Source organism: Flavisolibacter ginsenosidimutans (genome assembly GCF_007970805.1).
Taxonomy (GTDB): domain Bacteria; phylum Bacteroidota; class Bacteroidia; order Chitinophagales; family Chitinophagaceae; genus Flavisolibacter; species Flavisolibacter ginsenosidimutans.
Window position 1 is genome coordinate 4,528,443 of record NZ_CP042433.1, and the last position, 22,423, is coordinate 4,550,865.

The following is a 22,423-nucleotide window of genomic DNA, read 5'->3' on the forward strand; positions in this document are numbered from 1 at the left end:
ATTCAATTCAATAAAAAAATCATGAAGAAATACAGTTTAATAATACTTGTTTGTTACCTGTTGGCAATGACCTGGTCTGCTTGCAAAAAAGACCGGCCAGTAGATGAAGACGGCTTGCTGATAACTACACGGGCTGAATGCTACGTGAGCAGCTTCGAATTATTGGGAACCGATTATGTTACCGTGCGAAGCAAGGCTGCTGTTATTGACACAACGGCTCAAACGGTGCGAGTAGAAGTGTTGTTTGGTACCGATTTAAAAAACGTCTATCCGCAATTTACACTTGCCCAAGACTGCAAGCTCGACCCGAAGATTACCGGCCGCACCGATTTATCAGACACGCTAAATCCAAGAACTTACACTGTTGTCTCGGGCAATCGTCAGATTCGAAAACCATACAAGCTTTACGTCACCGTGCAACACTAAGCTTTCACTAAATCAACCGATGACATGAAACAAAAATTTTTGCAGCTCGCTTATATATCTTGTTGCTTTTCGCTTTTCCTGTTGTTAAACGGATGCAAGAAAGAGGAATACGCCATTCCAACACCGAAAGATGAATTGCAAAACGATGCGCTCAAAAGAACATTGGGACCAAACATCGTTGGCCAGCAAATTGAATTTGTGTACGCGATGGCCATGCCGCAGGCGAAAGGCAAATTGGTTTCGGCCGAAGTAGAAGCTTCTATTCCCGGAGCGTCTTCAACCTATCTTGAAAACAATTCTTATTACACTGGAAGCAACGGTGCAGACGTAGCCGTACTGGTAGGTACACCATCGGTGAACAGCGGCGCCAAAACCACGGTGACGTTTTCAAAAGACACCAACGCTGCTGCGCTGCGCTACTATTATGTAATCCCTGAAGCAGCCCGCGGCAAAACAGTGTCGTTCACGTTTCGGGCCAAGAGCAGCGACGGTTCAACTGTCTCTTATAACCTCGGTCCTTACACCATCGCAAAGATGGACATGGTGCGAAACTTAACCGTGAGCGATGGAAATGCGATGTATATCTCAATAGCTGATACAACCGTGTACAACGCGGCGGGTGCTGCAGCAAATCCCGGGAAAATAGATTTGGTTTACGTTTACCGGGCATTGACAAACGTCGCTTACAACCATTCGCTTGTATCGCCTGCAGCCGACCCTTCTTATTTGCCCGGCGTATCGTTGCCGTCCGGCGTAAACCGGAGTGCGAAAGAAATCAAGGTGTTTAATCTGCAGGATTACAACCTGGCTCGTTTGCAATACGGCATCTACATTGATGATTTGGATTTTCAAAAATTAGACATGTCCTCGGCGCCGAATTTTGCCATCAACTTAAAACAAGAAGCGGGTGTGTGGGTAGAAACGGCAGATGGGAAATACAGGGCTTATATCTACATGAACTCTGTAAACAACACAACGAAGAGTGCCGTAATCAGCATGAAGCGATACGCGATGTAGTTGTTTAAGTTCGTTTGAACTTGTTCTTCGATTTGGTATTTATTGGAACCACATCAGATCATAGAAACACAGGATCGATAAAGGCTTTCCATGTGAAACTTTGTGTAATGATGAATCTATGTGGTTCAATTTGTCTCTTTCTAATTACGTACATCTCCCATTTAAATCAATCCTCTCCATGCGATTCAACAAAGTCTTTTCAAATTTGCTTGCCCTGCTTTTTTGCACGCATCTTTTTGCACAAACCGACTCCTTGAACACGGATACAAAAGTTCCCGCTCATCCGCGGCTGTTGTTGTTGAAAGGTGAAGAGTCTGCGCTTAAAAAGAATATCTCCAGTGATAAAGTTTGGAGCGATTTGCACAAGGCGATATTGCAGGAATGCGATGGGTTGTTAACGGTAAAGCCACTCGAACGCATTCAAATTGGCCGCCGTTTGCTTTCCGTTTCCCGCGAAGCCATTCGCCGCATCTTTTTTCTTTCGTATGCCTATCGGCTCACCAGCGACAAAAAATACCTGCAGCGTGCCGAGAAAGAGTTGGTCACGATAGCAGCTTTTCGCGACTGGAACCCGCCGCATTTCTTAGACGTTGCAGAAATGACCACGGCTGCGTCCATTGGTTACGATTGGCTGTTCAATGACTTGTCAAAGGAAACCAAAGCTGCCGTCAAAGAAGCCATCTTAACAAAAGGGTTGGAACCTTCTCTTGATGAAGAAAAAAACAAAAATTGGCTGCTTGCCGAACACAATTGGAACCAGGTGTGCAACACCGGCATGACCTACGGTGCGTTAGCGACCTTTGAAGACCACGAAGAACTTTCCCGCCGCATTGTGAACCGTGCACTCCGCTCCATTACCATTCCCATGAACGAATACAATCCTGACGGAGCTTATCCCGAAGGCTACGGTTATTGGGGTTATGGCACTTCGTTTAACGTGATGTTTTTAAGTGCGCTGGAAAAAGCTTTCGGTACCGATTTCGGTTTAAGTACACGTTCACAGGGCTTTTTAAAAACAGGCGGCTTCTTGGAAAACATGACCGGCCCTTCGGGAAGGCCGTTTAATTATTCGGATGCGGGCCAGAACGGCGAACTGCAACCCGCTATGTTTTGGTTTGCTTCCCGGGTGAAAGACCCTTCGTTGCTTTGGGTAGAAAGACGCCGGTTGATGGAAGATCCAAAGAGCCACGTAAAGAATCGTTTATTGCCGGCCATCATGTTGTGGGGTGGGAATATTAACATCAATAATGCAGTGCCGCCTGCTAAAACGATGTGGGTTGGTCGAGGCAAAAATCCGGTGGCGTTGATGCGTACGTCGTGGACCGATTCGAATGCCGTTTGGGTAGCCATGAAAGGCGGAACGGTATCGGCCAATCATGCGCACATGGACGTAGGGTCGTTTGTAATGGAAGCCGATGGCGTGCGGTGGGCCATGGACTTTGGGATGCAGGATTATGAATCGCTGGAATCTAAAGGCATTCAGTTGTTCGGAAGAACGCAGGATGCGCAGCGCTGGACGGTGTTTCGCCTGACCAATCTTGTGCACAATACGCTTACAGCAAACGGACAACATCAACGAGTGACTGGTTCGGCGCCGCTCATTCGTACATCATCCGATCCGCTGTTTATGCAAGCCACTACCGACATGAGCGAAGTGTACAAAGGCACACTGGCAAAGGCTGTGCGAGGCATTGCCATCGTTGACAAAAAATACGTGTTGATACGCGACGAAGTGCAGGCAAGAGACACAGCAACCGTTTTGCGTTGGACGATGCTGACACCCGCTGATGTGAAAATTACAGGAAGTAACACTTTGGAACTGACAAAGAATGGCAAGCGTCTTTTGTTGCAGGTGACGGAACCGGCAAATGTTACGATGAAGACATGGTCCACTGCACCGCCGCACGATTACGACGCACCCAACCCGGGAACAACGTTGGTCGGCTTTGAAGTTTCGCTGCCGCCCAATGCGAAAACAGCTTTAAGCGTGAAATTGATCCCGGCTTCTGCAAACAACAGCGGCCAGCAGGCCACACAATCTTTAAGCAACTGGAAAGGCGAAGCCGTGCCGGCTTATAATGGAAAAGCAACAAAGTGATGGAGATACAAAACATACAGAAAGTAGTAGGCTCGATCGTGATTGCGGCTGGCTGCTCTTTTTTTCTTTCGTATAAACAGCCCGTTGATAAACAAGAATCGAAGAATTATTCGGCCAACGTTCAATGGCTATCCGCAAGCCAAGATTTGGAAACGATTCGTCAGCGTATCGTTGAAGACCTGTTGCAACCCAAGGTTGATGAAGCAGCGATTCAAAAAGACGTGGAAACAATTCAACCGGATGGAAGCTGGCCGGGCATCAACTACAAGGACACGACGAAGACCGGTTTCCAACATGCCGTTCACCTGGAGCGCATGTTAGACCTGGCCCGAGCCTATAAAAAACAAGACTCAAAATTTTACGAAAGCGCAGCCGTCAAGAAAACGCTTTCATCAGCTCTGGACTTTTGGATTGCACATGATTTCATTTGCGAGAACTGGTGGTGGAATGAGATGGGTACGCCCAACTGGATGATCAACACACTTCTCCTTTTTGATAACGAGTTGACCGACGAACAAAGAGCGAAGGGAGCAAAAATTGCGAGCAGGGCCAGCCTTACCGGTGTTGGCGCCCGGGCCGGCGGTGACTTTGTGCCGATTGCAGGCATGGTTTGCAAGCAAGGCTTGTTTAAACGAAACGATTCAATTCTGCAAAATGCGATTAGGGTGATGACGGCACAGATAAAAGTGACAACAGACCGCGGCATCAAACCAGACCTTAGTTTTCATCACCGTGTTGACAATGTGACTTCGATTCATACCTACGGCACCAACTATGTTAGCGCCTTTTCTTATTGGGCTGTGAAGACGGCGGGTACAAAATATGGCTTGCCCGACGCAGCGTTAAAGCTTTTAATTGACTACTACCTCGATGGCGTTTCTAAATCAATGGCCTTTGGTATGTATACCGATCCCGGTGCAAAGAACCGCGATCTTAGCAGAAAAGGGGACCTTGCTCCCGCGGGCACAGAGATTCCTGAAAACCTTTTAAAGGCTTCGAACTATCGCAGGCAAGAATTGGAAGATCTTATAAAAGTCAGAAAGGGTGAGAAGAAGCCTGATCAAACTTGGGATCGTTATTATTGGTGGTCTTCTTACATGGCTCACCAGCGCAAAAATTATTACTCCTCCGTTCGTATGCACTCTTCACGCCAAAACAACGTGGAAGAGCCGTATAATGAAGAGGGTTTAAAAATGCACCACCTGGCCGACGGTTCGAATTTTATTACCCGTACGGGCAAAGAATATTACGACATCTTCCCGGTGTGGGATTGGCAGAAAATACCGGGAGCGACCATTGAACAAAAACCCCAGTTGCCCCCTTTCAAACAAATTGTAAAGAAAGGCTTGTCCGATTTTGTAGGTGCCGCAAGCGATGGCGAATTCGGCGTGGCCGCGTTTGATTTTAAAAGTCCGCATGATCCTTTAACGGCACGCAAAGCATGGTTCTTCTTTGACAATGAATACGTCTGCCTTGGCACTGCCATCAAATGCAGCGGCGACTATCCTGTTGCCACAACTCTCAACCAATGTTTGTTGAAAGGCGACGTATGGGTAAAGACAAAAAGCGGTTCGTTCAAGGCAATAAACGGCAATCATCTTTTTACTAACGTTGATTGGGTTTTGCACGACAGCGTGGCCTATCTTTTTCCGCAAAGCACCGATGTGAGTTTGTTCGATTCCACCGCAAGCGGCAGTTGGCAACTTATCACGCATCAAACAAACGCAAGCACGGAGCCGGTAAAGAAAAATGTTTTTACGTTGTGGCTTAATCACGGCACGCATCCGCAAAACGAAAGCTATGCTTACGTTGTATTGCCTGCGGTGAATGCGCAAAAAGTGGAAGACTATCACAAAACGCAAACCGTATTCATTTTGCAGAACACAGCCGCGTTGCAAGCCGTGCAAAACAAAGCCTTGCAAATAACGCAGGTTGTTTTTTACGAACCCGGAACGCTGCAGTTGACAAAGGACCTAGTGTTAACTGCGGATCGTCCATGTATTGCAATGGTGAAAACGAACGCCGCGCAAATAACAGCCCTCACCATTTCCGACCCGACGCACAAACTGGTAAGCCTGCAATTAAAGGTGACAACTGCACTCAACGCTTCGGGAGCAGGTTGGCAAGCAAAATGGGATGCAAATCAAAAAGCCAGCATTGTTCAAATTGATTTGCCCAAAAACGAAGAAGCCGGGAAAAGTATAACCCTTGTTTTCGTGAACCAAAAGCAGGCGACGCATTAGTCTTTCTTCATCAAAAAATCGTCCTTCGATTCTCAACTCACGCTAATGATAATTGCCAATTCAACTTTTCTTTAGCAAATCTTAAAGGAATACGAACTGAGGAACAATTGATGGTGGGAGTGTTTTCTGCCTAGACATTTGAACCTTCAATCTGTTTTATTTCTCAGTAATATAGAGATGCAAATGATGGTTACAACGGTTTTTCAAGCTCGGATACGGTCTTAAGTCCCGGCAGGATTTACTCCATTCCCATATGCAACAGCGCATATTGAAAGGCAGTAAACCACTATTTCGACGTGGGATATTACCGCCGGAAATAACAAACAACATGTTATTTCCGGCGGTAATACGCGTGGAGCAGAGCGGACAAAGCTCGAACCAGTTATTGAGCGATTTATTAATATTATCTAAGCTAATAAATTGAAATTCAGCCTTTAGGGGTTTTTGGCAGTAGGAGAGAAGTGGTTCGACCTTTATCCAGGATTCTTATCTCATTGACTTCGCACAGTTCGTTGTATTGAAGATTGCGTCGCTCGATTTGTTGGGATAGAAAAACTTTTTACCACGCTAACCCATACGAGCAAATGTGCTTTTACGGCTTGGGGTCATCGTTGATCCAAACCAGCGATTTATAACGGATTGCCCTTCTGGTAAGAGCGTATAATTTTTGCAAAAGATCCCGCTGCTTACTGCCGGATAATTGCAGCCGCTGGGTCTCGACTACATCTTTAGTAAAAACAGGCGGGACATTTTCACCCGGATGGTCCAAACAGGGATGATAAAAAAAACCAAAAGAACCCGGTTTTTCCGGTCGTGCTTTTGCATAATTGAGGTACAAAACAAAATCGGCTTTTTCGATGCTGTTGACCAACTCAATGTTTTGATGCTTCTTCACCTTTTCCTTCAAAGCCGTGGTAACAAAACTTGGTACGGGTAGAAACACCACAGTGTACGGCGCTGTGTGTGCGCTCGGAGCAGGAGCGTCATGATGCTTTACTGCATCATCAAACACGACGACTCTAGTCGCCCTCTCGGCTGGGGAAGAATGAAAATCGGCATAGCCAAATCCAAAGTTCAATGAAAGAAAAGGCCGGACTTTCTTTTGGAAAAAAGCGTCGTATTGAGCGGGTATCATCTGCATTTCCGGAATGTACAGCTTCACGAGCGGCGCTGACGCAATGCGCTTGTTTGTGAGACGGAACGTTTGCCCTTTTTTAACGCTGCCGGACTTTAGGATCGCGACAGCGGAAGTTGAGTCGACGGCCGTAACCCGAAGCACCTGATCTCTTTCAGCACCAGTAAAAACGTTTCCTTTACCAAGGCCGTCATCGAGGCCTTTGTCAAGGGTAACCACCGTGCCCTTCACACCGGTACAAGTGGCCGTTACGGTGTTGGAAAAGCCGCTGTCACCAATGCCAAGTAAATTTCCGGCAAGGCGACCCGGATCAAAGTGGTAGGTCGGGGTGTGAGAATACTTTTGCTGCTTGATTAGTTCTGTTATTTTAGTTAGCAATGCCGAAACGAGCAAGCCAGCGGGATTCTCTTTGTAGACAGTAAGCAAGGCTTTGGTAAAAGCGCCGTGCTGCGTGCCCGTTTCGTCAGTTATCTCCGATGCTTTTTCCCTGTCGGTTGACGCAGCGAGGTACAAATAGCGGCTCTGGGTGCGTTCCGACGGTCGCCGTTCAGTAGGCCTATAGTTTACACGCAGTGCGGCTTTCAAGTCGAAAGAACGATCGTCCGCGGAAAGCGCTGTTTTTCCTTCATAAAGTGTCGTGTCGGTAAAGCGTGGATCTTTGCGCGCAAAATCAATATATTGATCGGCTGAAATTGGCACCGTTGCGCCCAGTGAGTCCACCGGCATTCCAAGGGGTGTATTGGGTTCCCAATCCTCGCAGTCCGGCACACCATCACCGTCTGTGTCTGTCTCGTTAACGTAATATCCCAAAGAGTCAATAGCGCAGCCCAACGGCTTCTGCACGACCGATACAGGTACATAGGGAATGTCGTGCAGATCGAGGCTCTTCTCGGCTGGGAGAGGGAGAAGCGGCGTCCAAAATTCTATCCCCGGAAATATCGCCATGCGCCCGTTCCCGCTGTAGCAGCAGTCGCATATATCCGTCACCACCACCTTCTTGTCAACAAATTCATTGAGGACTTTTTTCGCATCTTCGTCGGTCAACAGGCAATCAAGGCCCGGCGCGTACAGGTCGCTCATCACCATGGCCTGGCTCATTTTCTTTTTTACCGAGTCTACTTCATAGTCATTCCTCATCCACGCACCGTGGCCGGAATAATAAAACACAAAGGCATCGCCCAGTTTGCAGCTTTTCAACGTCTGGCGCATCAGGTTCAGCACGCGGCTTCGCGTGGCCTCGGCATTGTACAAGGTCTGAACGTTGGCTTCCTTAAAACCAAAGCGGTTTAGCAGCAGCTTTTTTATGGCCCTGGCGTCGTTCACACATCCCTGCAGGCTTTGCTCGCTCTTGATACCCGGTTTGCTATAATAATCATTGATGCCGACGATCACGGCGTATTTGTCCTGTGCATTGGAAGGTAGCAAAGAAAAAAGGCAAATGGAGAGCAGTAATTTTGATAATGGACGCATAAAAAAGACTTCCCTCTAATATAAGGCAGTTTTCATTTATGAAATTATTTGCTCATGTTGTATTCTCTCCGCGATGTTTTCTTTCAACGAGCAGAAGAATGACGATGAAATCTTTTCTACACCGGGCTTTTACGCGACGTGGACAGATAAAGACACGGCGAAGTAATTCTTTCCTACATCATGCTTACAACTTCGGCGAATGCACTCATGAAAAAAGTGTGGCTCAATCCGATAATTCATATAACGAACTCAAAAGAAGTAATGGACCACAAAATACTCACGCGGTGGTGGGTACTGGACAACGGTTGAACCCGTTATTGCAGGACAAATAATTTTAGTAGGTATGTTATCGCCGGAAATAACACACGAGTTGTTCTTTCCAGCGATAACACGCGTGGAAACAAGCGGGGAGAATTCGAATCTGCGAGTGGAAGACTTGGAGTTAATCGAAGGTTTTTCTCGTCGGTTAATTGGGTAAGATGGACAAGATACCGGCTACATTCAAACCCTGCGCAGGAACGAGAGTCGGAAACCTCTCGCCTCACATGCACAAAAGCGGCTAGAAAATCGAGCCGATCCTAAGTCCTCTTGATCGGATCACACCAGGCATATTACTTTTCGTTTTTTGTGTTGCCCGTTTTGCAAATCAGGGGAAGATGTTATTTGGGCAACCCAAAAACGAAATGCTTACCTTGTTGATTTGAAGAAGAAGTCTATTTTTAACGACTACGAAACGGCTGGTAGGTACTTCGCCTATTTACCTGTTGGCAGCAACGAATTGACCTTTTCGAATTGTTATGAGCCGAAAATCGCTTTTCTCTTTCGGTTCTTTTGTCTTGTTTGTTGCGCTGCCTTCATTTGCCAGAGCTGGTGGTGGCGGTGGGTATGATCGTGGTTTGGCCGTGCTTTTGGGACTGATCAACCTGGCTCTAATTGCCTACTTTGTTTACCGGAAAAATAGAAGAGCCAAGCAACTGATCACAAAACCGGCTTGCAGGATTCACTCTGGAACTATGATCAAATGATTAACTTGGCCAATGAAGCCTTTGCCCGCCTGCAAAATGCGCGGATGGAACGAAACATGGAGTTGGTAAAGGACGTCGTTACCGAGTGGCTGTGCCACGATTACCAAAAGCAACTCGACTGGCAAAAAGTAAAGCACGAACAAAACATTGTGGAGGATATCAAAAATTAAGCGAACCGAGATTATCAAGGTAGAGGACCATGCCAGCAAAGACAAGGACACCTTTGCCGTCTGCATCAAAGGAAAACTGGTGGATTATACCATTTCGGACAAGACTGGAAAGGTGTATACCAACAAAGACAAAAGTAAAACAGGCTTTGTGAGCTTTATTACTTTGTTCGTAGGGAGAACAAGTGGCTTTTGGACAGGATCAACTATGATGTTTTACTCGGCAAAATCCTCAGAGCAAAGGAAATTGTTGACTAAAGCAGCTGCCAACAGCAGGTATTGGTTCGACGTTCATCATTTAGCTTTGTTTTTTATTTTCATCATCCATAATTCTAATCAGCTTTTGTGCCGGCTGACAAACCACAGAGACCAGCCCAACGCAAGGCTGATAACCGTTGTGTGTGCAATCTTAGTGTCAACTAATTTAATGCTCACGGAGATCGATATTACAATGCGAAAATTGCTAGCTGTTTTGTTATTTCTTTTATTAGTTGCTTTAGTTGCTTTCTGTGGCGAGGAAAGTCACTCTTACGGTGAAGTAAGAGCATATAAATACTATAACGGGTACAACTACGAATTGCAGTTACCCTATCATGTTGAGGGTCGTGGAAATATTCACCAACTCCACTTGAAAAGATATGCATATGAAGATACTGACCTGATTTATGTGGACACTTTGATGAAATTCAAAAGAGAGAAGGGAAACGACTACTTCACAGCTACAACTGCTTTTACATCATGAATGATCAAAACGATCCAGTGACCCGACGCTTCTTTCTAACTATAACAGGCATCACCACTGCTGGGACACTGCTTTATCCAAAAACTGCGCTGTTTGCAAAAGCCGTCGAGCCTCAGTTGCCAACGCCGGGCGCAATCTCCCTTGCCGGGACGTGGCGGTTTGCGCTGGACAGAAACAACACCGGCGCACAAGGTGGTTGGTTCAAGAAGCCTCTGGCACCGGAGGCTAACATCTCTTTACCAGGCATCCTGCAAACCCAAGGCTATGGCGACGAAATCACGGCGGACACCAAATTCGTTGCAGCGCTTCCCCGCGACATGCGGTGGTATCTTCTGCCGCAATACAAGCCGTACACGGTACCGGGCAACGTGCAGGTTCCCTATCTTTCGCAGCCTGTGCGTCATTATTTGGGTGTGGCTTGGTATCAGCGGGATATAGTGGTGCCGGAGGAGTGGGCAGAAAAACGGATAGAGCTATTGCTTGAACGGACGCGTTGGCAAACCGATGTTTATATCGATGATAAACTAATTGGTAGCAATCGGTCGCTGGTGGCTCCGCATACGTTTGACCTCGGTGTATTAAAGCCGGGCAAACATATCCTGACCATCCGCATCGACAACAGCATGTTGAAGCCGGATTATCGCCCCGATGGTCATGCTGTTTCTGACGCCGAAGGTTCAACCTGGAACGGCATTGTTGGTCGTATTGAACTGTCCGCGACCTCCCCCGTTTGGATCGAAGATGCACAAGTCTTCCCAAATCTTAAGAATAAATCGGCGCAGGTTCGCGTTAGCATTGGCAATGCGAGTGGCAAAGCCGGAACCGGAAACCTTTCGGCAGGCGGCGTGACGATACCTGTGGAATGGGATGCCACCGGAGGCAAAGGAACGATTGACGTGCCGATGCCGAATGCACGTCCATGGTCTGAGTTTACACCGGAATTGCAGCATCTTAGTTTGACTCTAAAGGGCGGCGAAGCAGACCACCAAGGGCAGGTCACATTCGGTATGCGTGAAATCAGTACCGAAGGAAACCGCATCTTGGTGAACGGTGAGCAGCTACAACTTCGCTTTACCCATGACGGCGGTGGATTTCCGCTGACCGGCTATCCTGCTACTGACGTTGCTACATGGAAGAAAATCATCGGCATTTGTAAAACCTGGGGCTTGAACGGCACCCGTTTCCATTCCTGGTGCCCGCCCGAGGCTGCCTTTAGCGCTGCCGATGAACTGGGCTTTTACCTTCAGCCGGAGTGCGGCATGTGGAATTCGTTTGACGCCGACGGCAAGATGCTGGCCGTTCTTAACGACGAAACCGCACGGCTGCTAAAAGCTTACGGCAATCATCCTTCCTTCGTGATGCTGGCCGCAACGAATGAACCGGCAGGCCGTTATGCAACACAACTTCCGGGCTGGGACAAAGCCTGGAAAGAAGCAGACCCGCGCCGCGTTTACAGCGATGGTACAGGAAGATGGGCGCCACCGCCGGCAGGAAAAGGAACAGCCTTCGCCGCTGATTATCTTGTAACCGGCAGCCCGGCACGAGGACCCAGAGGATGGTTTGGAGGAGATTACGAAGAGGCTTTGAACGTGATACGCGGTGGTGTCAAAATTCCGTGCGTTGGTCACGAGATCGGGCAATACTGTGCTTACCCCGATTTTGGCATCATTGAAAAGTTTGCCGGCAAAGGCAAGTATGCTGCGTTTCCGCAGGGTATTGGCTGGGGTAAAGTTCCGTATATGCAACCGGGCAACTACATCATTATGCGCGACAGTGCCAAAAAGCACGGGCTTCTACAGCGAAACAAGGCGTTAGCCCATGCCTCCGGTAAATTCCAAGTTGCTTGTTACAAGGAGGAGATTGAAGCGCTGCTCCGCACCGGTTCTTATTCAGGCTACCAATTGCTTGACTTGCATGACTACTTGGGTCAGGGCGGTGCGCTTATCGGCATGCTGGATGCTTTTTGGGAAGAAAAGGGATATGTAACCGCTGAAGAATTCAAACGCTTTAATAACACCACGGTTCCCTTGCTTCGTTTGAAGGAACGCATTTTTACAACCGACCAAAGTTTGAGTGCGACGGCTGAAGTGGCGCATTTTGGGCCGGCACCTCTCAAGTCAGTTACGCCTACGTGGCGCATTTTAAACAGCAGCGGAAAATCAGTGATGACTGGCAGTCTTCCCACGTGTGAGATATCCCGCGGCAGTGGCCAAGCATTGGGAACCATCACCGCTTCACTTGCCAAACTGCCTGCCCCTGCATCTTATTCACTTGTCCTTGAGCTTCCTGGAACGGGTTTCAGTAATCATTGGACCTTTTGGCTTTATCCTGCGGGGCTGAGCACCCGAATTCCAGGCGATGTTCTCGTTACTGCTTCCTGGGAAGAAGCAAAGGCTCAGTTAATAAAAGGAAAAAAAGTGTTGTTTCTCTCCGGCGTTCCGGAAAAACCGTCACCTGACTTGGCATTAACCACTTCACCCATTTTCTGGAACCGGCTCATGAACCCAAACCGGACGTGGATGCTTGGACTTTTGAACGATTCGAAACATGCCTCTCTTGCCCAATTTCCGACAGAGGATAATTGCGACTGGCAGTGGGTCAATTTGCTTCCAAAGACAACTGCGATGAACATGGAAGCGCTTCCTTCTTCACTAACATCCGTCGTGCAGCCAATCGATGATTGGAACCGCAACCTGCGGCTTTCCCTATTGTTTGAATGCGCGGTTGGCAATGGCAAATTGATGGTGACATCCTTTGACCTATCCGATAAGACTATAGCGCAACAAACGGTAGCCAAAGCACTGCGCGAATCGGTCTTGAATTACATGGCCTCGCCGAAATTTAAACCGCAGAATAAGCTAACGGTGGACGAACTCGAAGCGTGGGTGCCTACCCGGTACATAGCACCCGTTATCTTGAACTCGCCTCCTGCAACAGGTGACGTAGCGGATCCCGGGCAGATAAAACAGTGAACCGCTTTTACGCCATAGAGCCATTTTCAGTAATAGAAGAATGTATTGTAAAGAAAATCTTGAAGCAGCTTTTTCGCATGAAAAGGTTCAGCGAGTAAAATGATACGAAAGCGCGACGTTATCCAGTGGGTTGTTCATCTTGGCGGTTTGGCATACAACAGTAGAAGCAAGAGGGCGATTCCGTATTACTTCTTGGGTTAGCTCACTCGACTTGCGAAGTAAAGCTACATTGGTCAGGTTCTTTTTAAAAAGAGGATTCCATTCTTTCTCCAAGCGAAATAACAAATAGCTAACCTAGCTATGGAAAAGCGGTCAAATGGAACAAGGCTTGGACCAACGTTGAAAGGAAGCTAATGCGCACTCAGTTACCAAATCGCTTTCAATTCTGAGGGCAATCTTTCTAGCCTGAACCAAGTTTGCATTACTGTGGTCAAACAAATTGAGAGAGTATCTTTTTCTTTGATGTCGCCATCTTAACCGGATGCGGTTCCCGTCTTGAAGTATGGTAACCGAACCTTTCGTGTTTTTCCGACCCATTTCCGACCCAATTTTAAAGTGAAAGGGCAGGGTTTGGGTGCTAAGCGATGAAATCTTGGGCCTATAAAAAGCAAAAAGCCCTCTAAACGAAGGCTTTTTGGTGGAGCAGAGCGGACAAAGGTCGAACCAGTTATTGAGCGATTTATTAATATTAGCTAAGCTAGTAAATTGAAATTCAGCCTTTAGGGGTTTTTGGCAGTAAGAGAGAAGTGGTTCGACCTTTGTCCGGTGTTCTTTCGACTTGATTCCAAAACCTTCAGTGTATCGAAGGTTTACTCGCTCGATTTACACTACTAAGCAGGTGCATTTATGGATCGCCTGGCACAAGTAGCCCTGCAAAAGAGAATATACTGCACTTACCAAGTTATAACTTTGCCGTTGACTCAATCCCTTTCCAAGATTATTGCAGACACAGATGTAATCAATGTCCCCTTAGAATTTTAAAAGCTGTACTGTTAGCGGCTGTTTCTTAAATAAAAACAACGAAGGAGCTTGGGCAATTATTTACGAATAGCCTTTCCCTTTAAAATGTAAATTTGAGTAATATGTTTTGATGCAAGACTTCCTCTAATTACAAAATTGACGGTTTATGAAAATTCGAATCTTTCTTAGTTCATCCTCAGAACATTCGTCGATTGCAAAAGCACTGGAAGTCAATCTTGCCGGTGAGGGTTTTGAGCCAACGCTTTGGTCTCGTGAGGCGCACGGGGCGGGTCAGTACAACCTTGAAGCGTTGCTTCGGGAGGCGAAAGGCTCTGACTTTGGGATTTTTGTGTTTGCCCCTGACGGCCAACTTACCATCCGTGGTGAATTGTTTAATGTCGTACGGGACAACGTTTTGTTTGAACTGGGCGTGTTTATTGGGATCCTGGGCCGCAGCCGTTGCTTCATCGTCCAAAGCACGGAACAACCCGTGCGGCTACCTTCAGATTTAGACGGCATAACGACGTTGAAAGTGGATCCACAGCGCTCCGATGGCAATCTGCGCAGGTCTTTTGGGCCCATTGTAACCACCATCGCTGACCTTGTGCTCAACACAGCCAAGGCCCAAGTTTCAGACTTCACGACAAACGATTTGAAGCTGCTGAATTCCTGTAAGGATACGAGCATGCCTTCCAACCAAGCCGCCAAAACCTTTGGCGACATGCCGACAGCGTGGGACGATAAGCTATGCATGCGCTTTGTGAAACTGCTTGAAAGTGGCCTAATTAAAAGCACCGGTGCTACGGAAATTGAAGCAACGCGCAGCGGCAAACTGCTCGCAGAAGCTGTCCAATTCTAACATAATGTAAGGCTTCCATGCGTCATACACCCTTTTCACAGTGCAGAAGTAGCACTAAAAACCAACCAACATGAAGCAACTTCTGACAATATTGTTTGCAGTTTTCTTTTTACAGGCTGCAGCACAAATCCATCCAACGCTTCCGCGCAAGCATTTCGTGCTGAACCTATCAAATATTCGATGCCTTAAAACCACAGAGGAAGGAGAAGACGAAGTCTACCTTCTTTTGGTTTGGAGGCACAGTGACGGGTCAACGGGCTCTGTGCGTTTGCCTTCCGAGCATTGGGACATGAACGACGGAGACAAGCTTAAAAACGCACGAACGGAAAACAATGTCTTTTCCTTTGACCTCATGGGCTCGGAAAGGGTGGAGGTTCTTTGCCTTCTTATGGAGCAAGACGACGGTACGGTAGAACAATACGCAAACCTCGGGGCGGAAGTGTTGCGTATAGTTGAATCTGGCTATAGCTCTCTAAGCGGCTTTGATTCAGAGCAAATACAAAGCGTTTTGAAGCGCATTACAGGGACCTACAACCTGAAAAACTCAGATGACTGGATCGGTGGCTTCGCCATGCGTTATGATCTTACCCGCACTGCTACTTGGCTGGTGCGTGCCAATCCCAATGGAGGCGGGGAAACGAGTGGGTGGGGAACTGATTTTTCGCAGTTCACTTTGAAAGGGGACGGTTCGAAATACGAAGTGAGAGTGAACGTGAAAACCCGTTGATGCAGTCAAGAAATGAAACACCTCCAACGAAGCCTGATACGGTTTCTTTCTTGTATGATGGTGACTGTGCCTTTGGCATTTTTGCGACCCATTTTAGAGGTGAAAGGGTGGTTCTGGGGCAATCAATCTTGCAAATTCCTGGTCAACAAAAAGAAAAGCCCCCTTTAAAGGAGGCTTTCCAGGTTGGAGCAGCGCGGACAAAGGTCGAACCGGCTATGAGAGGATTGAATTTATTGGCAAGAGTAGTTGATTGTGGTTTAAAAAATCTATATTAGAATAAGATTTAATGCCTTTCTGTGCAATCGTATACGCTGTAGAATGCACGATCCGTTCCTCGTTAACAAGGCAAATGGGATACCCTCGATAACCTAAAAACCCATCAGCGAAAACATTTTTTAATCTACTAACTGTATCGGTTATGAGTAAGTACATGTTGGCAAAAAAGCAAAAGCCACTTGCCTTTCAACCTTCTTTCATAAGACGGTTGCTCGCTGTTCAATCTCGTTCACGAACGTTGCTTTTCATCGTTGCTCTGTTGTTTTGTATCGTCAATGCAAAAACGCAAGGAGCGTCTACCGATAGCACAAAAGCAACCTTGTTGTTTCAGACCATTCGCTTGGGGGATGCTGCCAAACTCGAAGTGCTGCTGAAAGCAAGCGCAAATCCCAATGCTGTAATGGATAGTTATTCCGCACTGATGGCCGCTGCGCTTAACGGTTCAGCTGAAGAAATAAAATTGTTACTTGACTACGGTGCCGATCTTAATTACCGCAACGTGGACAGTATTACGGCGTTATGGCTTGCGGTTCCCGACCAGGAAAAGACAGTCCTTCTTTTAGAGCGAGGCGCCAAGCCAGGTGTGCGTTCCCGCGAAGGCAATACGGTGTTAGTGAAGCTGGCTGGCATTCCTGGCAGCGCTGGGCTAATGCAACAGCTTATTGAGAAAGGATGCAGCCCGCGAAGCAGTGGCTTCAATAATGATATTATGTACAACGCCGCCATGTCTGGTGATACGGCCATTGTTGATCTGTTGATCCGCTACGGTGTGAGTGTAAGCGACACATCCTTCCTTGGTGATTACCCGGTAAATGCCGCCGTCAATTATCGTTGCTTTTCCACGCTGCAGATGTTGGTAGAACACGGCGCTGATGTAAACGTGAGTCCGAAAAACGCTGTATTGCCGCTGCTCATTGGCATTACACCTCTTATGTGGGCAGCTATCAGCAACGACAAACCTTCTTTTTTCTATTTACTTGATCACGGTGCTAATCCCAACGCAAGATCGCCCCGCGGCTATACGCCGTTGATGTTCCTTGCAATGGCGAACGTTGACGATCCAGAGATGACCCTTGCCTTAATAAAGCACGGTGCCGATCCAGGGATGCAAGCCCCAGACGTTACGGATGCTTTGTTCTACGCAAGCCAAAAGGGCAACACCAAATCCGTGGAGATCCTTTCCAATTACAAGCAACAGAAACACTAAAACCATCATCCATGAACCGGAAAATAATTTATGCCTTGCTTCTTCTTTGTGTGAGTGGTGTAGGAATGACTGCTTTAGTAAGTTGGAACACGAAAGATCCCAGGCCAAGTGCAGAAGCGATCCGAACGGCCGTTACCAAAAGTTTTTCGCTGCTGCAAACTAGCGGCGTCAAATTTATTATGCAGGGCAGGTGCGCCTCTTGCCATCACAATACACTGACTTCGATGATTGCCGAAAAAATGAGAGCCAAAGGCTTGGGTGAAGTGGATACAACTGCCCGAATGCGAACAATGGCCATGAGCAATGGGCTTCACTTCATTGGCAATCCAAACCTTAATAACCAATTTATTCAGGCAAAGTTCATAACCCCTTATATTTTGCTTGGCCTTGCCGCAGAGAAGTACCCCGCTGATTTTAATACCGACGTCTCTGTAGCCTACCTCATGAGCCAGCAGTTGACGGATGGAAGTTTCAAAGCCGAGTACATGCGTCCACCCTTGGAATGTGGCGACGTTCATCTGACAGCCTTCGCCATTCGCGCCATTCAGCTCTATGCGTCGCCAGCACAAGCGGCGCAAACAAAAAAGATGGTACAACTCACGAGAATTTGGCTCGAGAAACAGACGCCGGCCATGCAGCAGGAACTCGCTATGCAACTTTTGGGGCTTGCATGGAGCGGCAGCGATGCAGCTGCCAAGAAAAAGGTAGCTGACAGACTCTATGCTATGCAAAATAGCGACGGTGGATGGTCGCAACTACCGACCTTGAAAAGCGATGCTTATGCAACCGGGCAGGCGCTTTATGCATTAGCGGAGTCAAGCCAAATCCTTGAACACGATGCCGACTATCAGCGCGGTATAGCGTATCTGCTGAAAACACAAGAGTCTTCCGGTGCTTGGATAGTCATGACTCGGTCAAACCCGATTCAGCCATATCTCAATGCTGATTTTCCGCCCTATGATGAAAACCAATTTATCTCGGCTGCCGCCTCCAACTGGGCGACACTTGCATTAATGGATGCCTTACCAGCTAAATAGGTGTTATCGCTGGAAATAACAAACAACATGTTATTTCCAGCGATAACGGGAGTGGAGCAGAGCGGACGAAGGTCGAGCCAGTTATTAGAAGATTTGATGATATTAGCGATATTAACCGGTCGATTTAAGGCTATGTAATGAGTTTAAATTCTTGAACGAGGTGGTTCGACCTCTCTGCGTTTGTTTTTGAGTTTCTTTTGGTGTTGTTTCTTGCAAACGCCAACAACGCCCTCCTAAATTCGCAAGCGGCAAACGCAGTTGCTTTTTGCAAATTTTGCAACCAAGCTTTTCATCTGCGCACAATTCAATTTTACGGTTCCTGTAGGTCAGGGTAGTTTGCAGCGTAACGCAACTAAACGCCATGAAAAAGAGTAGCCCGTCGCGCATTTCAACCTTTTTGGCCGTACTTCTTGTTTGCATTTGCCTTGTGGTTTTTGTGGGCTGCAAGAAAAGTGCCCTACCGCCGGTTACGGAATATTTGCGCCTCGCCGTTGACGGTGTAGTGGTAAACGCCACCCAAGGCTTACACGCCCGTTCATCCGTTTACCTCACTATTGGCGGTACATGGGCCGGAGGGTCAACTTCCATTGAGATACACAATTTTCAAAACGCCACCGGGGAGTGGACAGTCAACCCAAATTATACCACAAGCCCCCGCATGGAGTTGTTTGAAAATGGAACCGGCTATTACGCTGGTGATGGAGGAACTTTTGGGCCACAACTCGGCAACGGAAAAGTAACCATCAGCTACATTGACGACAACTACATTAAAGGCACGTTTGAATTTGTGACGGCCCCTGAGGGCGCAACCCTTATCAAAAAAACAGTGACGGGTGGAGAGTTTTCTATCAAGCGAAGCCGGTAAGACAACCCGCAAAAGGTAGACAAAGCCTTCCAACTTTCCTCGCTTCTTAAAGTTGCATACTCTCCTGCCTTTCCCAGAAAACTATACCAACCTATCGCTAATCTTCTATGTCCGTTAACAAGCCATCATATCTGCTTTTCTTACTAACTGTGTGTGGGTTTTTTTCCGCTCTCTGTGCAGGGCTGCATTGTGCTGTAATAAAGGCCGGCTTGTTAGCCGATCCCGTCTATCTTGCAAAACGGCCCACCAAAAGATTCAGTAGGCTGCGTTTGGTATGGCACGCAAGACTCGTTCGTCGAATCGTGTCCCTTTTGGTTCGTACGCCCTTAAGAAAAGGTGTTCTTCGGTTGGTAAACTTCAATGTGCCTTTACCCGGTCACCTGGGTTGCATCCTTGTAACCTGCCATTCGCCGTGGAAGCGGTTACTGGTCCAATGGTGTCTGGACAAAAACTTTGCTTTATTCATTGGGGGTGGAAAATGGAACGACGAGCGGGAGCGTATTCAGCGGCAGGGCAGGAGCGTAGTGGAATTGCGCGAACTTATTAAGTATTTACAAGAGGGCGGCCGGGTTGTGATTAAAGCCGAAGTTTTCAATACATTAAACGACTGCCGGGTGAGCTTTCTAGGGAAACGCTGCAATGCCTCTCGTTTCGCAGAACGATTGGCAATCCTGGCACACGTTCCAATTCAAACTCTAGTTGTCAAACTATCTAATAACGCAATTGAGTTGAGCGCCGGCCCTCAATTCTTCACTGAGGGTTTGAACGCAAAATCCACTATGATCACTACGCAGGTTCTTTCCTTTTTTGAAAAAGAAATTGAGCGCAATCCAGCCATCTTGTCAAACTACGTAAGGTAACCGCATAACAGATTTAAAGCGCCTGAACCATCCTTTGCATACGTTGGACGCGCTACCCAAAAGAGTAAACTTAAAGAATAATAAAACACGAGTAGCTGCCAGGAAGACTACTCGTGTTGAAGAAGTTGTTACGCCGGAAATAACTCGCCTTGTTATTTCCGGCGATAATACTTGGTGGGAGCAAGCGGGAAGAATTCGAACCTAAAAGTTGAGGATTTGCAAGCCATAATAGATTGCTCTCTTAAAGGCCGGTGACATAAGAGGAGCCGGCAATCTTTGGTACAAATGGAGCAGGTGAAATGTTCGTATCAGTATGTTTATTCTGCAGCCTACTGCATAATAATGAGTTTACCAAAGGATAAGTCCCTTTTTACATTGGGTTCGTAGTTCGCTGCCCGCTTCTTTGAAAGGGTTTTTTCTTTGCTGTATTGTGTACAAAATAATACGGCAAAGCAAGGCCTTAACATCACGGCGCCTAGAATAAGATTACATTACATCAAGCCGGTTATTCTACTGGCGATAAATCGAAAAAATGTCAAACATTACGCAAGTTGTCAACACTGAAAAGAACATGACAACACTAAAGAAAGGAATTGTTGCTTCAGGATTGGACCAGGTTTTAAGCGGCACCGGGCCGTTCACTGTTTTCGCGCCTTCCGACATGGCCTTTGGCAAATTGGAAAGCGGAACAATTGAAAGCCTGTTAAAGCCAGAAAACAAGCTTAAACTAACGTCCTTGTTAAACCATCACGTGGTGGCGGGCAAAATTAATTTTAAAGACCTCAAAGACGGCGACGAGCTGAAAAGCTTAGATGGAAAAAAGCTCTCGGTGAAAGTGAAAGATGCCAAAGTGAGCATTGATGGTGCAACGGTTCAAAACCGTGACGTGGCTTCGTCTAACGGTGTGATACATTTACTGGATACGGTCTTAAGCAATTAATCATCTTTCGATTTAACGACCAACTACGAACCCTTGTAGTTGGTTTTTTTTATTGTCCGACAGACGAGTAAGTGTCTAAATGAAAGCGGTTCCTTTTACAACCCTTTTCTGGTAAACAAAACAAAAGGTACAGGGTTTCAACACTTGTATAAAAGGTCATTGAACCAGCTTCTTTTCATCATCCGAACACAATTTTAAATTGCTGTTATGCAAACCCAAGTAGAGCAGTTTCTGAAAGATGAAAGCGATCACATTGCAAAGCTGCACCTGATTGTTCAACGGACAATCGAGGAAGAAAAACTGGTAATTGAAAACTTGCTGCACCCGCCAAAGGAAATTATCAGTCCGGGTGAAAAAATCTCTGATAAAGTGGCCTTATTCGGTGGTAGCTGGAAGTTTATTATACTCTTTGGAATTATCCTGGTCGCCTGGATACTCTTCAACGTGTTCGCGCCCAAACGCAGTATTTTCGATGCCTATCCTTTTATTCTTATGAACCTGGTTCTTTCAACCATCGCCGCACTTCAAGCTCCGGTTATTCTAATGAGCCAAAACCGCCAGGAAGAAAAAGACAGGATAAGAAGCGAGAACGACTACCTCATTAACCTGAAAGCTGAAATGCAAATTCGCAGCCTTCACCAAAAAATGGACGTGCTAATTGAAGACCAAATTAAAACACTTTACGAAACGCAAGCCCGGCAGTTTGAAATGCTGGAAGAAATCAATCGCAAACTCGATAAGCTGCAAGGAAAAGAAAACAATTAATCGCAGTGCGGTCCGCTGTTTATTTTCATCGCGTACTATCAACTTAATCGTTCGCGCCGGGATTGCTTTTATTCAACCAAAGCGGCAGAACAAACCATTGCTTTTTGGTCATAGACAATTAGTAGAGTAAAAGATGAAAACGAAATCGTAATTAAATTCATGGTGAAGCCTTTAAAATGACTAACGCTCCGTCACCACAGGACTGAAATGTTGCAACTCTAGAGTAATTTATCTATTCATTTTTACCGTTAGCCGGATGCAAACGACGGATAACGTTCCGGTCAAGAAGATTGCAAAACAAAAGCCCATCATCCAATAAGAAGCACCAATCAATTGTAGGACAGGACTTTCATCTTTATGTCCGATTCAATGCTTTCATTTGATTGCGATAGGATAGAAGAAGCCTTATTGATTTTATCGATGATGTTATCGCTTTGATTTTTTGAAAAGGTGACCGTCAAACAGATATTGGTTTGAGGCACACCTTCGTTTTCGGTGACAGCCTTTTCGAATACATAACCGACTTGATAAATATCTCCATCTCGGCTAAAACAAAAAGTTTTATAAAGATCTAACAACATGAAAGTTCATTTGGTACAAGGTAGCCAAGTTAAGAGCAAATACATCATCCA

Annotated in this window: 18 protein-coding genes; 16 read left to right on the forward strand and 2 right to left on the reverse strand. The window is 46.7% G+C overall.

What is annotated here, in order from left to right; translation table 11 throughout:
* The first annotated feature begins 21 nt into the window (after window positions 1-21).
* From FSB75_RS19255 to FSB75_RS19270, 4 genes are all read left to right on the forward strand, one after another.
* Complete coding sequence (locus FSB75_RS19255; RefSeq protein WP_146790812.1) at window positions 22-426, forward strand: hypothetical protein; 405 nt, start codon at window positions 22-24, stop codon at window positions 424-426.
* A gap of 24 nt (window positions 427-450) precedes the next feature.
* The gene (locus FSB75_RS19260) at window positions 451-1,443 is read left to right on the forward strand and encodes a DUF4466 family protein (protein WP_146790814.1); all 993 of its coding nucleotides are present in this window, start codon (window positions 451-453) and stop codon (window positions 1,441-1,443) included.
* Window positions 1,444-1,621: 178 nt separating this feature from the next.
* Window positions 1,622-3,541 (forward strand): heparinase II/III domain-containing protein, encoded by a 1,920-nt coding sequence (locus FSB75_RS19265; RefSeq protein WP_146790816.1) that lies wholly within the window; start codon window positions 1,622-1,624, stop codon window positions 3,539-3,541.
* Window positions 3,541-5,784 carry a polysaccharide lyase family 8 super-sandwich domain-containing protein gene (locus FSB75_RS19270; RefSeq protein ID WP_146790818.1) on the forward strand — a complete coding sequence of 748 codons (2,244 nt, stop codon included), beginning with the start codon at window positions 3,541-3,543 and terminating at the stop codon, window positions 5,782-5,784. The genes FSB75_RS19265 and FSB75_RS19270 overlap by 1 nt, the downstream gene beginning before the upstream one ends.
* 592 nt (window positions 5,785-6,376) lie before the next feature.
* Here the strand turns inward: FSB75_RS19270 and FSB75_RS19275 are convergent.
* Complete coding sequence (locus tag FSB75_RS19275; protein WP_172623230.1) at window positions 6,377-8,311, reverse strand: caspase family protein; 1,935 nt, start codon at window positions 8,309-8,311, stop codon at window positions 6,377-6,379.
* Between the two features lie 1,099 nt (window positions 8,312-9,410).
* Here FSB75_RS19275 and FSB75_RS21900 point away from each other — a divergent pair.
* From FSB75_RS21900 to FSB75_RS19330, 12 genes are all read left to right on the forward strand, one after another.
* Window positions 9,411-9,584: a hypothetical protein gene (locus FSB75_RS21900; RefSeq protein WP_172623231.1), complete on the forward strand. Its 174-nt coding sequence runs from the start codon at window positions 9,411-9,413 to the stop codon at window positions 9,582-9,584.
* The gene (locus tag FSB75_RS19280; protein WP_146790822.1) at window positions 9,562-10,323 is read left to right on the forward strand and encodes a hypothetical protein; all 762 of its coding nucleotides are present in this window, start codon (window positions 9,562-9,564) and stop codon (window positions 10,321-10,323) included. Before FSB75_RS21900 ends, FSB75_RS19280 begins: the two co-directional genes overlap by 23 nt.
* Window positions 10,320-13,295, forward strand: a complete 2,976-nt coding sequence (locus tag FSB75_RS19285; protein ID WP_146790824.1) for a sugar-binding domain-containing protein — start codon at window positions 10,320-10,322, stop codon at window positions 13,293-13,295. Before FSB75_RS19280 ends, FSB75_RS19285 begins: the two co-directional genes overlap by 4 nt.
* Window positions 13,296-14,421: 1,126 nt before the next feature.
* The gene (locus tag FSB75_RS19290) at window positions 14,422-15,114 is read left to right on the forward strand and encodes a TIR domain-containing protein (RefSeq protein WP_146790826.1); all 693 of its coding nucleotides are present in this window, start codon (window positions 14,422-14,424) and stop codon (window positions 15,112-15,114) included.
* A gap of 70 nt (window positions 15,115-15,184) precedes the next feature.
* Window positions 15,185-15,841, forward strand: a complete 657-nt coding sequence (locus FSB75_RS19295; protein WP_146790828.1) for a hypothetical protein — start codon at window positions 15,185-15,187, stop codon at window positions 15,839-15,841.
* Window positions 15,841-16,116 carry a hypothetical protein gene (locus FSB75_RS19300; protein ID WP_146790830.1) on the forward strand — a complete coding sequence of 92 codons (276 nt, stop codon included), beginning with the start codon at window positions 15,841-15,843 and terminating at the stop codon, window positions 16,114-16,116. Before FSB75_RS19295 ends, FSB75_RS19300 begins: the two co-directional genes overlap by 1 nt.
* Window positions 16,117-16,259: 143 nt before the next feature.
* Window positions 16,260-17,324, forward strand: coding sequence for an ankyrin repeat domain-containing protein (locus FSB75_RS19305; protein WP_146790832.1), 1,065 nt, complete (start codon window positions 16,260-16,262; stop codon window positions 17,322-17,324).
* Window positions 17,325-17,335: 11 nt separating this feature from the next.
* Window positions 17,336-18,361 (forward strand): prenyltransferase/squalene oxidase repeat-containing protein, encoded by a 1,026-nt coding sequence (locus tag FSB75_RS19310; protein WP_146790834.1) that lies wholly within the window; start codon window positions 17,336-17,338, stop codon window positions 18,359-18,361.
* 361 nt (window positions 18,362-18,722) lie between these two features.
* The gene (locus FSB75_RS19315; RefSeq protein ID WP_146790836.1) at window positions 18,723-19,226 is read left to right on the forward strand and encodes a hypothetical protein; all 504 of its coding nucleotides are present in this window, start codon (window positions 18,723-18,725) and stop codon (window positions 19,224-19,226) included.
* Between the two features lie 107 nt (window positions 19,227-19,333).
* A complete protein-coding gene (locus FSB75_RS19320) occupies window positions 19,334-20,086 on the forward strand; it encodes a hypothetical protein (protein ID WP_146790838.1) in 753 nt (250 codons plus the stop codon).
* A gap of 532 nt (window positions 20,087-20,618) precedes the next feature.
* The gene (locus FSB75_RS19325) at window positions 20,619-21,026 is read left to right on the forward strand and encodes a fasciclin domain-containing protein (RefSeq protein WP_146790840.1); all 408 of its coding nucleotides are present in this window, start codon (window positions 20,619-20,621) and stop codon (window positions 21,024-21,026) included.
* Between the two features lie 207 nt (window positions 21,027-21,233).
* Entirely contained in the window at window positions 21,234-21,791 is a 558-nt protein-coding gene (locus tag FSB75_RS19330; RefSeq protein ID WP_146790842.1) for a DUF1003 domain-containing protein, read from the forward strand.
* Between the two features lie 329 nt (window positions 21,792-22,120).
* Here the strand turns inward: FSB75_RS19330 and FSB75_RS19335 are convergent, their stop codons facing one another.
* Window positions 22,121-22,372, reverse strand: a complete 252-nt coding sequence (locus tag FSB75_RS19335) for a hypothetical protein (RefSeq protein WP_146790844.1) — start codon at window positions 22,370-22,372, stop codon at window positions 22,121-22,123.
* Between the last annotated feature and the right edge of the window lie 51 nt (window positions 22,373-22,423).

What these genes read in the sequence shown, in the direction of transcription:
- FSB75_RS19310 (WP_146790834.1), top strand. Translation starts at nt 17,336, where the DNA reads ATGAACCGGAAAATAATTTATGCCTTGCTTCTTCTTTGTGTGAGTGGT.
- FSB75_RS19315 (WP_146790836.1), top strand. Translation starts at nt 18,723, where the DNA reads ATGAAAAAGAGTAGCCCGTCGCGCATTTCAACCTTTTTGGCCGTACTT.
- FSB75_RS21900 (WP_172623231.1), top strand. Translation starts at nt 9,411, where the DNA reads ATGATTAACTTGGCCAATGAAGCCTTTGCCCGCCTGCAAAATGCGCGG.
- FSB75_RS19300 (WP_146790830.1), top strand. Translation starts at nt 15,841, where the DNA reads ATGCAGTCAAGAAATGAAACACCTCCAACGAAGCCTGATACGGTTTCT.
- FSB75_RS19335 (WP_146790844.1), bottom strand. Translation starts at nt 22,372, where the DNA reads ATGTTGTTAGATCTTTATAAAACTTTTTGTTTTAGCCGAGATGGAGAT.
- FSB75_RS19270 (WP_146790818.1), top strand. Translation starts at nt 3,541, where the DNA reads ATGGAGATACAAAACATACAGAAAGTAGTAGGCTCGATCGTGATTGCG.
- FSB75_RS19320 (WP_146790838.1), top strand. Translation starts at nt 19,334, where the DNA reads ATGTCCGTTAACAAGCCATCATATCTGCTTTTCTTACTAACTGTGTGT.
- FSB75_RS19260 (WP_146790814.1), top strand. Translation starts at nt 451, where the DNA reads ATGAAACAAAAATTTTTGCAGCTCGCTTATATATCTTGTTGCTTTTCG.
- FSB75_RS19330 (WP_146790842.1), top strand. Translation starts at nt 21,234, where the DNA reads ATGCAAACCCAAGTAGAGCAGTTTCTGAAAGATGAAAGCGATCACATT.
- FSB75_RS19285 (WP_146790824.1), top strand. Translation starts at nt 10,320, where the DNA reads ATGAATGATCAAAACGATCCAGTGACCCGACGCTTCTTTCTAACTATA.
- FSB75_RS19305 (WP_146790832.1), top strand. Translation starts at nt 16,260, where the DNA reads ATGAGTAAGTACATGTTGGCAAAAAAGCAAAAGCCACTTGCCTTTCAA.
- FSB75_RS19325 (WP_146790840.1), top strand. Translation starts at nt 20,619, where the DNA reads ATGTCAAACATTACGCAAGTTGTCAACACTGAAAAGAACATGACAACA.
- FSB75_RS19255 (WP_146790812.1), top strand. Translation starts at nt 22, where the DNA reads ATGAAGAAATACAGTTTAATAATACTTGTTTGTTACCTGTTGGCAATG.
- FSB75_RS19265 (WP_146790816.1), top strand. Translation starts at nt 1,622, where the DNA reads ATGCGATTCAACAAAGTCTTTTCAAATTTGCTTGCCCTGCTTTTTTGC.
- FSB75_RS19290 (WP_146790826.1), top strand. Translation starts at nt 14,422, where the DNA reads ATGAAAATTCGAATCTTTCTTAGTTCATCCTCAGAACATTCGTCGATT.
- FSB75_RS19295 (WP_146790828.1), top strand. Translation starts at nt 15,185, where the DNA reads ATGAAGCAACTTCTGACAATATTGTTTGCAGTTTTCTTTTTACAGGCT.